We start from the raw sequence: 13,917 nt of genomic DNA, 5'->3' as shown, positions 1-13,917 counted from the left end.
TGGCCTCAGGTGGCCTCGACCGGTTGCGGGTGCTCGGGCATCTCGACCGCCAACTCGCCGTCCCTGGCGGTGATCCGGATGGTCGTGCCCTCCCGGATGTCGCCCCGGATGAGTGCGCGGCCGATCTCGGTCGCCACCTCGTGCGAGATGAAGCGGCGCAGCGGCCTGGCGCCGAAGACCGGGCCGAAGCCATCCTCGGCGATGAGGCGGCGGCCCTCCTCGGTGAGCTCCAGGGTAGTCCGCTGCTCGGCGGGCCGCCCGCGCAGGTCGTCGACTCCCCCGCACCCCGAGCCGATCTCACGAGTGCGTGGAGCGACGCCTCGGCACGGCCTCATACGGCGTAATCGTGATCGGCCAGGACCTGCTCGATGACGTGCCGTGCGATCGTCGCCATGACCGGGTTCGTCTCGCGGTAGTACCGCAGTTCGAGGAGCGCGATCGACAGCGCCCAGCCGCGACCTCGCGCCCAGGCCGCGTCATCGGCCTCCACCGCGGCCCGGAACGCACCCCGCGCCTCGGCCGGCAGCACGTACCACGCCACGATCAGGTCCACCGCGGGATCACCCAGGCCCAAGCAGCCGAAGTCGATGACTGCGCTGAGCCGCCCCCGGGCCACCAGCAGGTTGCCCGGCTGCAGATCCGCGTGGATCCAGACCGCCGGGCCGGGCCGCTCGGGGGCCCGCAGGGCCTCCTCCCACGCGGCGGACACCGCCCCGGTGCCGACGATTCCGCCCAGTTCCGCGATCGCGGCACGGGTGACGGCATCCCGCGCCCCCAGGTGCTCACTGCGGTAGGAGGCAGGCCCGCCCGCCTGATCGATCCGATGCAGCGCCGTGACGAAGGACGCCAGATCCGCTGCCAGTAGGCCGGGTTCGGCGATCCGCCCGACGACCGGATTCGCGCCGTCGAGCCACCGGTAGACGGACCAGCGCCAGGGATAGCCCTCGGCGGGAGTCCCCTTGCCCAGCGGCGCGGGGATGGCGACCGGAAGCGGCGGGGCAAGCCGTGGCAGCCACTGGTGCTCCTTCTCGACGTCGTCGGCGGCTCCCGGGATACGGGGAAGCCGCACGACCATGTCCTCGCCCAGCCGGTACATGGCGTTGGAGGTGCCGGCGGAGTCGACCGGCTCCACGGGAAGCCCCGCCCACTGCGGAAACTGCGTGGCGATCAGCCGGTGCACGAGCGGTGCGTCGATGTCCGACTCGTTGGCATGCATCTTGCCGGCGGGCATGAGCACCTTCCTGGAGTGTCGGCCACTACCACTACGCGCCAAGGACGTTGGCGGCGCGGCCGGATCGGGCCGACCGTTGTCGGGCCGACGGCAATGGGACCGTTCCAGTGCGGTGCTGGTCAACCCATTTACCACGAAGGCGAGTCGGACACCGAGCCACGGCCTCCTTGCGGCAGGAACCCCCGGAGCGGCCGCGGGTTCACGCCGGGCGCCCGGGCGGGTCCTGCACGACACCGGCAATGACGGCGGTCACGACCCGGTGGACTGCTTCGGCCTCCGGCGGGGTGCCCTTCCGGTCGGCGAACAGCAGGTGCGCGGCCCCGATCAGCGTGGGAGCGAGCGTGTCGACATCGGCTTCGGCCGCGATGCGGCCCAGTTCGCGCTCGGCCGCGAGGTAGGAGGCGATCGCGGCCGCGGCCTCCGTCAGGATCGGGACTCCGGCCGGCCTGGTCCTGCGCAGCCGGGCGCGCAGATCGTCCCGGAAGGTGATCAGGGCGACGATGGCCACGGCGACCGACTCGAAGAGCTCCGTCAGCACGCGGACGAGGTGGGCGGCGACGGTGCCGGTCCCTGCCAGGTCGCGCAGGACTGCGGCCTGGCCGTCGATCCGGCCGATGCGGTCCTGCACGAGCTCGGCCAGGAAGGCGTCGAAGTCGGCGAAGTGCCGGTGCAGCACGCCCTTGGCGCAGCCCGCCTCCGTGGTGACCGCCCGACTGGTCAGCGCGTTCGGCCCATCCCGGAGCAGGATGCGCTCGGCGGCGTCGAACAGCTGCCGCCGTACGTCGTGGATGGCCACCCCTGTCGGCACGGTGTACCCCTTCTTGCCTCGATCGATCCCACCTGGTTGACGAGTGGGCAGATGCCCACTCATAGTGGGCGCATGCCCACTTTACCTCCGGAGCGGACTCCGCTCTCCAGCTACGAGCCTCACCAAGTCCGGGGACTGGCCGAGTCGTTCGGCACGGACCCGGAACGCTATGACCGGGCCAGGCCCCGCTACCCGGACGCGATGGTGGAGGCGATCGTCGCCGCCGCCCCCGGGCCCGACGTGGTGGACGTCGGTACCGGCACCGGCATCGCGGCCCGGCAGTTCCAGGCGGCCGGCTGCACGGTCCTCGGGGTCGAGGTCGACCCGCGGATGGCCGCGTGGGCGCGGCAGCGCGGACTCGAGGTCGACGTGGCGGCTTTTGAAGCCTGGGACCCGGCCGGCCGGACGTTCGATGCCGTCGTCGCCGGGCAGACCTGGCACTGGGTGGACCCGGTCGCGGGCGCGGCGAAAGCGGCCCAGGCACTGCGCCCCGGCGGTCGGCTGGCCGTGTTCTGGAACGTGGACCAACCGCCGCCCGAACTCGGGGAAGCCTTCGCCGCCGTCTACCGCCGGGTGCTGCCCGACTCGCTCGCCTCCCGCCGCTGGACCACGACCGGCTCCGACGGATACGCGCCGCTGTCCACCAGGGCGGCCGACGGTATCCGGGAGACGGTCGCATTCGGCGAGCCGGAGCAGTGGCGGTTCGACTGGGAACGGTCCTACACCCGCGACGAATGGCTGGACCAACTGCCCACCACCGGCGGCCACACCCTGCTCCCGCCGGCCAAGTCCGAGGAGGTGCTGGCGGGCATCGGGGCCGCTATCGACTCGGTGGGAGGCAGCTTCGCGATGCGCTACACCGCCGTTGTGGTCACCGCTGCGCGAACCGGCTCCGGCTGACCCGGATCTACAGGTCCGTCCGCCGGCGGATTCGCCGACTCGTCCCGCGCCCCGGCCCGTTGCCCCGCGGGCAACCGGAGGACGCGCTGCCGGGTGACTCGCCCGATCGGCTTGGGCGTACCACCCGGCAGGCGACCGGGCCACCCTGGCTACCGCTTCCAGGGCCGGGCGAACTCGTGCAGCGCCGCCAGGGCGGCCGGGGCGAGCATCCGGTCGTTGACGGAGGTACCGGCCGGGTGGAGGAAGTGGTCCACACCGTCGAGGGTGCGCAGCCCGGGACCGGTGGTGTGTGCCTGGGTCAGCGCGGCGAGCAGCGGCGGCGTGGTCGTGCAGGGCACGTTGGCGTCGGCGGCGCCGCAGGTGACGGTGACCCGGGTGCCGCGGTGCAGACCACGGGCGACGTCCGGCGGGTAGACGGCGTCGTCGCTGCGCACGAAGCGGGCGTTGTCCGGGCCGAACAGCGCGTTCAGCAGTGCGGCGAGCGGCGGCAACAGGGTGCTGGTGTCGGCGGGGCGGCCGGCCCGGAAGTCCGCGATGGCGGCGGCGACGCCCGCCTTGTTGGCCTGGGCCACCGCTGCGGTGAACTGCCCGGCCGCCGCCCCCTGGTCGAGTTGGGCGTCGAGTTGGAAGTCGAGCACGTCGAGGAAGTGTTCGTCCTGCGGCGCGAGCAGGGCCAGCCCGGCGGGCGCGGGCCGTACGGTCCGGGCGAGCAGTAGCGCCTGCATGCCGCCCTCGCTGTGGCCGACGACCAGCAGGGCGTGCGGGTCCGCCTCCGGCTGCGCGCGAAGGGTGGCGTAGGCGGCCGCGGCCTGGCGGGTGAAGGCCGCCAGATCGATCCGGCCGGGATCGCCCTGGTAGGCACCGGACCCCGTCCGGCCGGTGAAGTACTTGTCGAAGCGCAGTGTCATGACGCCGTCTCCGCCGAGAGTTCCCGCGGCCAGCGCGAGCGTTCCCGGCATGAGCTCCGGCGGCTGGTTGCCGTCACGGTCCGTGCTGCCGCTGCCCGGCAGCAGCAGGGCCGCCGCCAGCCGTTGGCCGGCGTGGTGGGCGGGCACGTGCAGGGTGCCGTACGCAGTGGTGCCGTCCGCGGTGAACCGCACCTCACGATCGGCCGCGGGGACGAGAGCCGCGTCGTGCTCGACCGCGCTCGCCGCCGGGGCGGCTAACCCCGCCACGGCGGCTGAGGCCACCAGCACAGCGGTCATCCGGGTACGCCAACGCATCTCTGTCTCCTTCGAGTTGGGGTTTGACTTTCGGGTCCGGATCCGGATCAGGAGCCGGCGGTCAGTGGCCGATCAGCTGCATCACGAGGAGGAATCCGAGGAACACGCCGATCGGCAGCAGGGCCCGCGGGTTGCCGAAGTTGAGGCTCCAGCCGATGCCGAACCGCTTGCCGACGAAGATCGCCGGGTCCTGGCGGTTGACGTAGACCACGCCGCCGAACCGCCAGTACCGGTCGTCGTCCCGGTGGACCGCATCGGTCCGGGCGGGCTCCGTGCCGTCCTCGCCCTCCGGCACCGGCAGCCGACTGCCGTTCCGGCCGGTGCGGATCGCGACGGCGACGACGGCGACCATGCCGGCCCCGGCCGGTGCCAGTACGGGCAGCACCGCGAGGCTTCGATCGCCGTCCCAGATCTGCCAGCCCGCGCACAGGACCGTAACGTCGACGCAGGCGGTCAGCACCAGCAGCGCCGCCGACATCCGCACGATGTACCGGCGGTGCTGGGACGCGCTCGCGGCCGGCCGGGCCGGATCCAGCTCCGCCCGGGAGCGGAAGGCGTACCAGATCACCACCAGCAGCAGAGTGGTGACCGCGAGCTGTACGAAGACCGGCGAGAACGCGCTGCCGACCGACTTCGCGGCGTACCGGTCGACCGTCCCACTGTCGCCGTAGTGCATCGGCAACTGGTCCGGCATCGACGGGTAGCGCACGACCGCCGCCACCGCGGTGACCGCGAGAACGACCAGTGACGGGACGGCCCACAGCCAGGGGAACCGCTCGGGACGGGTCCTCAGCGAGGTGTCCGCGACCACGGCCTGGCGCAGTCCGGCATACCAGTCCTCGCGCTGCTTGACGGCCAGGATCGCGCGCCGGGCGCGGAGGTACCCGATCCCGGACACCACGAGAACGCCGATGGACGTGAAGCCGGCCAGCGGCGTGCGCGGATCGGCGAACGCGAGCGCCAGCCCGGCCGCAACCAGCACCCCGCCCACTCCGCCCACCAGCCAGCGGTACGCGCGACGCTGTTCGGCGATCACCGGGGCGTGCGCTCGGGCGGGCGGTGTCCGTACACCGAAGGGCAAGGTCGGCCCGGTGAGCGAGGGCATCAGCCACGCCGTCAGCAGCAAGACGGAAGGTATGACCTCTTGAACCACAACTGTTCCGGTCGTCATGCCGGCTCTCCTTGACTTCCTCGCCCCATACCGGACTTCACATCCGGTCCCACGCCGTGTCCCGCACCCGGCCCCGTACCCGGTGCCATGTCCGCCCCCGTGCCGAACGAGCCGACCACCCGCCCGCAGGCCTCCAGCACGGCCGTCCCGTCCATCCCCTGTGCGACCGCTTCGGCGAGCAGCGTCCGCAGCCGGCTCGACCATTCCTCGGTGAACCCGGGCGGCGGCGGACCGGAGCCCGGGTCGCGCTGAACGACCGCACCGCTCTTGCGGTTCAGCCTCAGCAGGCCCTCCTGACGCAGCAAGTCGTAGGCCTTGTTGACGGTGTGGAAGTTGATGCCGAGATCGCCCGCCAACTGCCGGGTCGACGGCAGCGCGCTCCCCTCGGCCAGGTCCCCCGCCGCGATCGCCTCGACGACCCGGTCCCTGATCTGCTGGTAGATCGGGACGTCGCTGCTCAGATCGATGCTCAGGATCACACTGCCTCCGCCTGACTATCTGCTCTAGTACTTATAGAACAGACAGGCAGGCGTCAGCAAGTGATCCACACCTACGGCAGACCCGCCGGGGGCCCGAACCAGGGCCGCGCAGGCCGCACCCCTGACCACCCGTGCCCGCCCGTGCCGCCTTCGGGCAGAATCACCGCATGCGGCAGATCATCGTCATCGGCATCGGGGCGGGCGACCCCGACCACCTCACCCTGCAGGCGGTCAAGGCCATCGCCCGCACCGACGTCTTCCTCATCCTCGACAAGAGCGAGGAGCGCCAGGATCTGATCCGGCTCCGCAGGCAGCTGCTCGACGAGCACGCCCGGCCCGGCCACCGGCTCGTCGCCGCTCCTGACGCCGAACGCGATCGCACCGCACCCGGTTACCGGGAGGCCGTGGACGACTGGCGGCACCGGCGCGCCGACCTGGTGGAGCGGCTGATCACCGAGCACGTCGGCCCGGACGAGACGGGAGCCCTGCTGGTCTGGGGCGACCCGAGCCTGTACGACAGCGTCATCGCCGTCGTCGCGGAGGTCCTGGCCCGGGGCCGGGTCACGTTCGAGTACGAGGTGGTGCCGGGCATCAGCAGCGTGTCCGCACTGGCCGCCCGGCACCGCACCACCCTCACCAGCGTGGGCCGGCCGCTCCAGATCACCACGGGCCGCCGCCTGGCCGCCGAAGGCATCCCCGACGGTGTGGACGACGTGGTGGTCATGCTGGACGGCCGGGCCGCCTTCACCGGCATCGACCCGAGCGGTCTGGACATCCACTACGGCGCCTACCTCGGCACCCCCGACGAGATCCTGGTCGCCGGCCCCCTGGAAGAAACCGCCCCGCGCATCGCCGAGCTCCGCAGGCAGGCCCGCGCGCGCAAGGGCTGGATCATGGACACCTACCTGCTGCGCCGTTCCACCGACTGACGTCCGCCGGCCGTCGCCACGGCCCATGGCCAATCGGGCGGCCCCACCCGCACCGCGTTCGACGGCCACCCGTCGCCTGACAGCCGTCGGGGGGGGCCCGGCATTCCGGACCGCCGCCGATGCGACCTTGCCTGCCCCCGAGGTGACCGGGGCGACCGCTACTGAGCCGTCCAGCGCTGGTTGGCGCCGCCGTTGCAGCCGTAGACCTCGACCGTGGTGCCGTTGACGTTGCCGGACGGGAGGTTGCCGCCGGTGACGTCCAGGCAGAGGCCGTACTGGCTGGGGGTGGTGATGGAGCCGTCGGCGTTGAGCCGCCACTTCTGGGCGGCGCTGCCGTCACAGGGCTGGATCACCACCGACGTGCCCCAGGCCAGGCTGCCGCCCGCGCCGCCGAGGCACTGGGTGCCGTTGTAGGTGCGAAGGTCACCGTTGGAGGTGAAGGACCAGGTCTGGTTGGCACCGCCGGCGCAGTCCCAGATCTCGATCTTGGTGCCGGGCGCGGTCTGGTTGTTCCAGGCGTCCAGGCAGCGGCCGGAGGAGGCGGAGACCAGCTTGGTCGCCGTGCCGGAGGTGACCGGGCGGGCGGCGACCCGGTACAGCACCGTGCCGCCGGCCGGCACGGTGGCGCTGATCGCGCCGTCAGCACTGACCGAAGTGCTGTGCGCCCAGAGGTCGTTGAGCGCGTACCCCGAGCTGCTGGCGGGCAGGCCGACCGCGCTCGCGGTGGTGGAGACCACGGCCGGTGCGGAGGTCTCGTTGATCAGGGCCACCGCCACGTCGCCGCCCGCCAGCGGGCGGCGCAGCACGTCCAGGCCGCCCGCGGTGGAGAGGGCCGTGCCCTGCTGTCCGAGGCTGTCCTGGTCGACGGCGATGACGTCCCGGTTCAGGTAGACGCTCAGGTCCTGCTGGCTGATCGGGTAGCCCGAACTGCCGGCGGCCGCGGCCGTGCGCAGGTCGGCTCCGGAGATCAGCGGGGCGGCCAGCACGGCGGCGGCGGAGAGTTCGGTCTTCTCCTGGTCGTAACTGAGGCGCTGGACGGGGTTGTTGGCGGCGGAGGAGTAGTTTCCGGTCTCCAGCATGTCGATGTCGTTCCAGCCACCGGGCCCGGCGTACTGCGACTTGTCCAGGTCGGTGTGGATCAGCCTGGTCAGGCCGGCGAAGGAGGCGTCCCGGTCGCCGTCGATCCGCCACATGTTGGCGACGCTCTTCCCCCACACCCACGGCGTCTCGCCCTGCGCGGCGGGCTGGAGCGAGAGGCTGAGCACGACCGGCCGCCCGGTTGCGGCGAGTGCGTCGCGCATCCAGCCGTCCCGGGTCTGCAACGGCAGCTTCTCGTCACCGACCCGCTGGTTCGGGTCGCTGGCGAGGCAGTTGTCGTACTTGAGGAAGTCGACGCCCCAGCCGGCGATGGTCCGGGCGTCCTGCTGCTCGTGGCCAAGGCTGCCGGGGAAGCCCTGGCAGGTGTGGTAGGTCGGGCTCTCGTAGACGCCGAACTTCAGCCCCTTGCCGTGCACGTACGCGGCGAGCGTTGCCAGGCCGTCGGGGTACTTCTGCGGGTCGGGCAGCAGGTTGCCGCTGCTGTCCCGGGTACGGCTCATCCAGCAGTCGTCGATGGTGAGGTACTGGTAGCCGGCGTCGCGCAGCCCGCTCGCAGCCATGAAGTCGGCGGTGTCCTTGACGATCTGTTCGGTCGCGTTGCAGCCGAAGGTGTCCCAGCTGTTCCAACCCATCGGCGGGGTGCGGGCGAGGCCGTTGTCCAGCGCATGGGCCGGCTCGGCGGCGAGCAGCGGGAGTGCGAGCGCGGACAGCGAGAGGCAGGCGGAGAGCAGGAGGCGCGAGAGCACGCGCATGGGGGCTCCAGGAGGGTCGGAGGAAGGGCGGAGCGGTTGGGGGCCGCTCCGCCCAGGGGGTGTCAGGTCTGGCTGAAACCGGTGAAGTCGGCCTCGCCGCGGGTGCCTTCGCTGTGCGAGCTGGTGAACAGGCCGACGTCCTGGGTGGCGGCCACCCCGGGCAGGGTCGCGCTGCCGACCTGGGTCCAGCTGGTTCCGTCGGTGGAGTAGTAGCCGGTGTACGTGGACCCGGAGCGGACCAGCTTGAGCCAGCTCGGGTACGCGGCCTTGCCGCTGCCCTGGTTGGCGGGGGCGCTGTTGGAGTCGAGCTGGCCGCTGCCGGTGCTGTCCCACTGCAGCACGTAGCCCTTGCCGGGCGCCTCGGCGAGGATCACGTAGCCCGGGGAGCTGTTCGGCTTGGTGATGTCGTCGCGGACCATGATCCCGGCCTTCGCCCAGTCGCTGGTGTAGGCCTGGGCAGTGAGCTTGACCACCGTGGTGGAGCCGTCGTGTTCGGCGCCGGGCCGGTAGATGGCGCTGTACTGGTCGACGCCGTAGTACAGGTCGGCGCCGGCGCCGTCGATCGCGAAGCTGCCGTTCTGGGCGCCGAAGACCGCCGTGTTGTCGGTGAAGGTCCGCAGCGGCGCCTGGACGGGTGCGGAGAGCTCCACCTGCTGCGGCGAGCCGGTCCTCTCGACCCCGGCGGGGGTGTCGGCGGTCACCGTGCCGGTCACGCTGGCGTGGGTGATCGGCGCCGGCAGCACGGCGGGCGCGGTGACCTGGAACCGGACGGTGGCCTGCTCGCCGCCGGTGAACCGCGGGAACCCGGTACCGGTGGTCGGTTTGACGGTCCATCCGTTCGGCGCGTCGAGCCCGACGGCCACGTGGCGCGCGGCGCCGACGCCGTTGTTGACGAGGGTCGCGGTCACGGTGGCCGTGCTGCCCGCGGACCACTCCGGCGTGCTGGTCCGCAGCACCAGGTCGGGGGCGTACCGCTCGGGCGTCCGGGTGGGCGCGACCCGGTACATCACCGTGCCGTGTCCCGGTACGTTGGCGCTGATCGTGCCGGCCGTCTCGGTGGTGCGGTGCGCCCAGAGGTCGCGCAGCGTGTAGCCCTTGGCGCGCGGCAGCCCGATGGCGGCGGCGGTGGTGGACATGACGGCGGGCGCGGTGTTCTCGTTGAACAGGGTCACCGCGACGCTGCCGTCGGCGAGCGGCTTGGCCAGGACGTCGAGCCCACCGGTGGTGCTCACCGGCACGCCCTGCCTGCCGAGCTGGTCCTGGTCGACGGCGATGACCTCGCGGTTGCCGTATATCGCCAGGGTGGCCGGGCTGGCGGTGCGCAGATCGGTGCCCGCGATCAGCGGCGCGGCCATCTCGGCCCAGAGCGAGAACTCGGTGCGGTCCTCGGTCGGCGTCATGCCGTTGCCGACCTCCAGCATGTCCGGGTCGTTCCAGGCACCCGGCTTCGCCGAGGCGGCGAGCGGCATGTTCTGGTGGACGATGGACAGCATCCGGCCGTAGGAGGCGTCGATGTCGCCGGTGGTGCGCCAGAGGTTGCCGACGGAGCCGCCCCAGGACGCGACGGACTCCTCGCCCCAGTTGCAGAGGCTGTAGACGATCTGCCGGCCGGTCCTGGCCAGCGCGTCGCCCATCGCCTGGTAGCGCTGTTTGCCGGGCAGGCCCATGTTGTAGCAGTTGTCGTACTTCAGATAGTCGACTCCCCAGGAGGCGAAGGAGTTTGCGTCCTGCTGCTCGTGTCCGAGGCTCCCGGGGTAGCCGGCGCAGGTCATCGTGCCGGCACTCTGGTAGATGCCGAGCTTGAGGCCCTTGCTGTGCACGTAGTCGGCGACGCCCTTGATGCCGTCGGGGAACTTGACCGGGTCCGGCACCAGATTGCCGCTCACGTCCCGGGACTTGGTGAGCCAGCAGTCGTCGATGTTGACGTACTGGTATCCGGCGGCCTTGAGCCCGCTGGAGACGAGCCGGTCGGCGGTCTGCTCGACCAGCTTCGCGCTGACGTCGCAGCCGAACGCGTTCCAGTCGTTCCAGCCCATCGGCGGGGTGAGCGCCAGGCCGTTGTCGATCGCGGCGGCGGGTGTGGCGGTGAGGGGGACGGCCGCGAGGGGTGCGGCCGCCAGCGTGGCCGCGACCAGCGCAGCCCACGTCTTGCGCATCGGTTCTCCTGAGTCCGAAGGGTGGCGGACGGTATGCGGCGGAGCTGTTGCCTTGCGCAGGGCGTGGCCAAGCGAACCAAAGTCAACAGAAACCGTCAATACTCAACGCAACAGCGCGGCACGTTGACATGACCGAGCAGGGCGTTTTTGGACGGCGGCGCTACTTCTGGAGCCGGCTCCCTCCCGACTCGCCGCAATGGCACCCCGGCTGACGCCCCATGAGCCGACCGGTGTCGCACCGCACGGGTTGCGCTGGGCGTGCAGCCGTGAACGGGCCGCCCTCCGACCGGCACGACTACGGAGTGAGCCGGTAGGAGTCACCTCGCGATGGGACCTGAGCCTCGGATCGTGTCGCGTGGCGCGCACACAAGTGATCAGCACGGAGCGGGAGTTCGGCCGATCACGCCGACCAGGCGGATGGGCCCGTCCACGAGACCCCGGCGGAGCACGAAGTCCGCGCTCGCGCCCGCTGCTCCACCACAGGCCGCAGCCGACGAATCGCCGGACATTCCGAACCGGTTCCGTCCGGCTGCAGGAGCGGGCCGGCGCCGCACCCCCGGACGCGCCCATGCTCGGGAGGGTGCGTGTCAATGTACCGCCCATCGTGCGTTTCTGTTAGAACTTGTTGACTATTGCTCATCTGGCCTTCATATTGAGCACCACTCGACCTCAACTTCCCACCCTCACCACCATCCTGGAGACCACCCATGGGTCGCAGCCGCCTGTCTTCGACATGCCGCGCCGCCCTCGGCGCAGCCCTACTGCTCCTGGGCACGCTCAGCGGCGCGGCCACGTCACCGGTCGCCCAGGCCGCCCCCGCCTCCGCGACGGCCGCCACCTCCACCGCCATCGCCGTCGACGGCACCGAGCCGGGCCTCACCTTCGACGGCGTCGGCGCGATCTCCGGTGGCGGCGGCAACTCACGCCTGCTGGTCGACTATCCGGAGCCGCAGCGCAGCCAGCTGCTCGACTACCTGTTCAAGCCCGGTTACGGCGCCTCGCTGCAGGTGCTGAAGCTGGAGGTCGGGGGCGACACCAACTCCACCGACGGTGCCGAGCCCAGCATCGAGCACACCGCCGGCACCGTCGACTGCGACCAGGGCTACGAGTGGTGGCTGGCCGAGCAGGCCAAGGCCCGCAACCCCGGCATCAAGTTCTACGGCCTGTCCTGGGGTGCCCCCGGCTGGATCGGCGGCGGCAACTTCTGGTCCCAGGACACCATCGACTACCTGATGTCCTGGATGGGGTGCGCCGCCAAGCACCACCTGACCGTCGACTACCTCGGCGGGTGGAACGAGCGCGGCTACGACAAGACCTGGTACGAGAACCTCAAGGCCGCGCTGACCTCTCGCGGTTACGGCACCAAGGTGGTCGCCGCGGACGACACCTGGGCCGTGGCCGACGACATGGCCAAGGACCCGGCGTTCAGGAACGCGGTCGACATCGTCGGCGTCCACTACCCCTGCGGCTACCTCGGCTCCTTCAACTCCTGCCCCAGCACCGCGAACGCCAAGGCGCTGGGCAAGCCGCTGTGGGCGAGCGAGAACGGCTCCGAGGACGCCAACGAGGGCGCCACCTCGGTGGCGCGCGCGATCAACCGGGACTACCTCGACGGGAAGATGACCTCGTTCATCAACTGGCCCGTCATCGCCGCGCTCTACCCCAACCTCCACTTCTCCACCGACGGCATGTCGATCGCCGACCAGCCCTGGTCCGGCAGCTACACCATCGGCAAGACCACCTGGGTCACCGCGCACACCGCCCAGTTCGCCGAGCCCGGCTGGCACTACATCGACTCCGCCGGCGGCTACCTCGGCGGAGATCGCACCAACGGCAGCTACGTGACCCTGAAGTCCCCGAACGACAGGGACTACAGCACCGTCATCGAGACCATGGACGCCACCACCGCCCAGAGCGCGAAGTTCACCGTCACCGGGGGCCTGTCCACCGGCAAGGTCCACGTCTGGGCCACCAACCTCAACTCCGCCGACCCGGCCGACTGGTTCGTCCGTACCCAGGACATCGCTCCGGCCCACGGCAGCTACACGCTCACCCTCCAGCCCGGCCACGTCTACACCGTCACCACCACCACCGGTCAGGGCAAGGGCACCGCCACCCCGCCCACCGCCGCGCCGCTCGAACTGCCCTACGCGGACGACTTCGAGACGACGGCCACCACGACGTCCCCGAAGTACTTCACGGACATGAACGGCGCCTTCCAGACCGTCCCGTGCGGCGGCGGCCGCACCGGTACCTGCCTGCGCCAGATGGCCCCGACGACGCCGATCCGCTGGACGGGCGAGTCCTACGACGCGCCCTACACGATGATGGGCGACGGCAGCTGGTCCAACTACACCGTCACCGCCGACACCCTCTTCGAGCAGTCGAGCACCATCGAGCTCCTCGGCCGGGTCAACCAGCAGGGCCGCAACAACAACGGCCTCAACGCCTACCACCTGCGCGTCAGCGACACCGGCGCCTGGTCCATCGACAAGAGCGACACCGGCTGGAACTTCACCACCCTCGCCAGCGGCTCCACCACCGCCCTCGGCACCCGCAGTTGGCACACCGTCGCCCTCTCCCTCCAGGACACCACCCTCACGGCCACCATCGACGGCACCGTCGTCGGCAGCGCCACCGACGGCAGCTTCACCAACGGCCAGGCCGGCCTCGGCGTGACCGACTACCGGACCGACCAGTTCGACGACTTCACCCTCACCCCCGGCACGCCCTCCACCCACACCGGCCCGGTCACCTCCGCCCTGCCCGGCAAGTGCCTCGACGACGGCAACTCCACCGCCAACGGCACCGCGGTGCAGCTCTGGGACTGCAACGGCGGCGCCGCACAGACGTGGACCTGGACCAACGGCACCCTCACCCTGGGTGGCAAGTGCCTCGACGTCACCGGTGGCAGCACCGCCAACGGCACCCTGGTCGAGCTGTGGGACTGCAACGGCGGCACCAACCAGCAGTGGACGCCCCAACCGGACGGCGCCCTGAAGAGCACCCAGTCCGGCCGCTGCCTCGACGACCCGGCCTACGCCACCACCAACGGCACCCGGCTGGAGATCTGGGACTGCAACGGCGGCACCAACCAGCAGTGGACGCCCCAACCGGACGGCGCCCTGAAGAGCACCCAGTCCGGCCGCTGCCTCGACGACCCGGCCTAC

11 protein-coding genes are annotated in these 13,917 nt (G+C 71.4%); 3 read left to right on the top strand and 8 right to left on the bottom strand.

Annotation, left to right across the window (positions count from 1 at the left end):
• Window positions 1–5 precede the first annotated feature (5 nt).
• The 3 genes from ABD369_RS19055 to ABD369_RS19045 all read right to left on the bottom strand — a co-directional run bounded on the left by ABD369_RS19055 (window position 6) and on the right by ABD369_RS19045 (window position 2,039).
• Entirely contained in the window at window positions 6–335 is a 330-nt protein-coding gene (locus ABD369_RS19055; RefSeq protein ID WP_344637639.1) for a hypothetical protein, read from the bottom strand.
• A complete protein-coding gene (locus tag ABD369_RS19050) occupies window positions 332–1,231 on the bottom strand; it encodes an aminoglycoside phosphotransferase family protein (protein WP_344637723.1) in 900 nt (299 codons plus the stop codon). Before ABD369_RS19050 ends, ABD369_RS19055 begins: the two co-directional genes overlap by 4 nt.
• A gap of 199 nt (window positions 1,232–1,430) precedes the next feature.
• Complete coding sequence (locus ABD369_RS19045) at window positions 1,431–2,039, bottom strand: TetR/AcrR family transcriptional regulator (RefSeq protein WP_344637638.1); 609 nt, start codon at window positions 2,037–2,039, stop codon at window positions 1,431–1,433.
• Window positions 2,040–2,111: 72 nt separating this feature from the next.
• On the opposite strand from ABD369_RS19045, the gene ABD369_RS19040 reads away from it, so the two are divergent.
• The gene (locus tag ABD369_RS19040) at window positions 2,112–2,939 is read left to right on the top strand and encodes a class I SAM-dependent methyltransferase (RefSeq protein WP_344637637.1); all 828 of its coding nucleotides are present in this window, start codon (window positions 2,112–2,114) and stop codon (window positions 2,937–2,939) included.
• A gap of 149 nt (window positions 2,940–3,088) precedes the next feature.
• Here the strand turns inward: ABD369_RS19040 and ABD369_RS19035 are convergent, their stop codons facing one another.
• The 3 genes from ABD369_RS19035 to ABD369_RS19025 form a co-directional block, all read right to left on the bottom strand.
• Window positions 3,089–4,162 (bottom strand): alpha/beta hydrolase family protein, encoded by a 1,074-nt coding sequence (locus ABD369_RS19035; protein ID WP_344637636.1) that lies wholly within the window; start codon window positions 4,160–4,162, stop codon window positions 3,089–3,091.
• Between the two features lie 61 nt (window positions 4,163–4,223).
• Window positions 4,224–5,333 (bottom strand): DUF1648 domain-containing protein, encoded by a 1,110-nt coding sequence (locus tag ABD369_RS19030; protein ID WP_344637635.1) that lies wholly within the window; start codon window positions 5,331–5,333, stop codon window positions 4,224–4,226.
• Window positions 5,330–5,812: a GntR family transcriptional regulator gene (locus tag ABD369_RS19025; protein ID WP_344637634.1), complete on the bottom strand. Its 483-nt coding sequence runs from the start codon at window positions 5,810–5,812 to the stop codon at window positions 5,330–5,332. The genes ABD369_RS19030 and ABD369_RS19025 overlap by 4 nt, the downstream gene beginning before the upstream one ends.
• A 167-nt stretch (window positions 5,813–5,979) precedes the next feature.
• Here ABD369_RS19025 and cobF point away from each other — a divergent pair, with 167 nt between their 5' ends.
• A complete protein-coding gene (gene cobF / locus ABD369_RS19020) occupies window positions 5,980–6,741 on the top strand; it encodes a precorrin-6A synthase (deacetylating) (RefSeq protein WP_344637633.1) in 762 nt (253 codons plus the stop codon).
• Window positions 6,742–6,899: 158 nt separating this feature from the next.
• On the opposite strand, the gene ABD369_RS19015 is transcribed toward cobF, so the two are convergent.
• Together ABD369_RS19015 and ABD369_RS19010 are read right to left on the bottom strand one after the other, a co-directional pair.
• A complete protein-coding gene (locus tag ABD369_RS19015) occupies window positions 6,900–8,591 on the bottom strand; it encodes a glycoside hydrolase family 27 protein (RefSeq protein WP_344637632.1) in 1,692 nt (563 codons plus the stop codon).
• 62 nt (window positions 8,592–8,653) lie between these two features.
• Window positions 8,654–10,747 (bottom strand): NEW3 domain-containing protein, encoded by a 2,094-nt coding sequence (locus ABD369_RS19010; RefSeq protein ID WP_344637631.1) that lies wholly within the window; start codon window positions 10,745–10,747, stop codon window positions 8,654–8,656.
• A 707-nt stretch (window positions 10,748–11,454) separates the two neighbouring features.
• Between ABD369_RS19010 and ABD369_RS19005 the strand changes: the two genes are divergently transcribed.
• The coding region (locus ABD369_RS19005; RefSeq protein ID WP_344637630.1) for a ricin-type beta-trefoil lectin domain protein at window positions 11,455–13,917 on the top strand (2,463 nt) is incomplete at its 3' end.

This window comes from Kitasatospora cystarginea (genome assembly GCF_039533515.1).
GTDB lineage: Bacteria > Actinomycetota > Actinomycetes > Streptomycetales > Streptomycetaceae > Kitasatospora > Kitasatospora cystarginea.
This window is presented reverse-complemented; position numbering and strand designations above follow the sequence as displayed.

What these genes read in the sequence shown, in the direction of transcription:
- ABD369_RS19015 (WP_344637632.1), bottom strand. Translation starts at nt 8,591, where the DNA reads ATGCGCGTGCTCTCGCGCCTCCTGCTCTCCGCCTGCCTCTCGCTGTCC.
- ABD369_RS19010 (WP_344637631.1), bottom strand. Translation starts at nt 10,747, where the DNA reads ATGCGCAAGACGTGGGCTGCGCTGGTCGCGGCCACGCTGGCGGCCGCA.
- ABD369_RS19040 (WP_344637637.1), top strand. Translation starts at nt 2,112, where the DNA reads ATGCCCACTTTACCTCCGGAGCGGACTCCGCTCTCCAGCTACGAGCCT.
- ABD369_RS19055 (WP_344637639.1), bottom strand. Translation starts at nt 335, where the DNA reads ATGAGGCCGTGCCGAGGCGTCGCTCCACGCACTCGTGAGATCGGCTCG.
- ABD369_RS19035 (WP_344637636.1), bottom strand. Translation starts at nt 4,162, where the DNA reads ATGCGTTGGCGTACCCGGATGACCGCTGTGCTGGTGGCCTCAGCCGCC.
- ABD369_RS19030 (WP_344637635.1), bottom strand. Translation starts at nt 5,333, where the DNA reads ATGACGACCGGAACAGTTGTGGTTCAAGAGGTCATACCTTCCGTCTTG.
- ABD369_RS19050 (WP_344637723.1), bottom strand. Translation starts at nt 1,231, where the DNA reads ATGCCCGCCGGCAAGATGCATGCCAACGAGTCGGACATCGACGCACCG.
- cobF (WP_344637633.1), top strand. Translation starts at nt 5,980, where the DNA reads ATGCGGCAGATCATCGTCATCGGCATCGGGGCGGGCGACCCCGACCAC.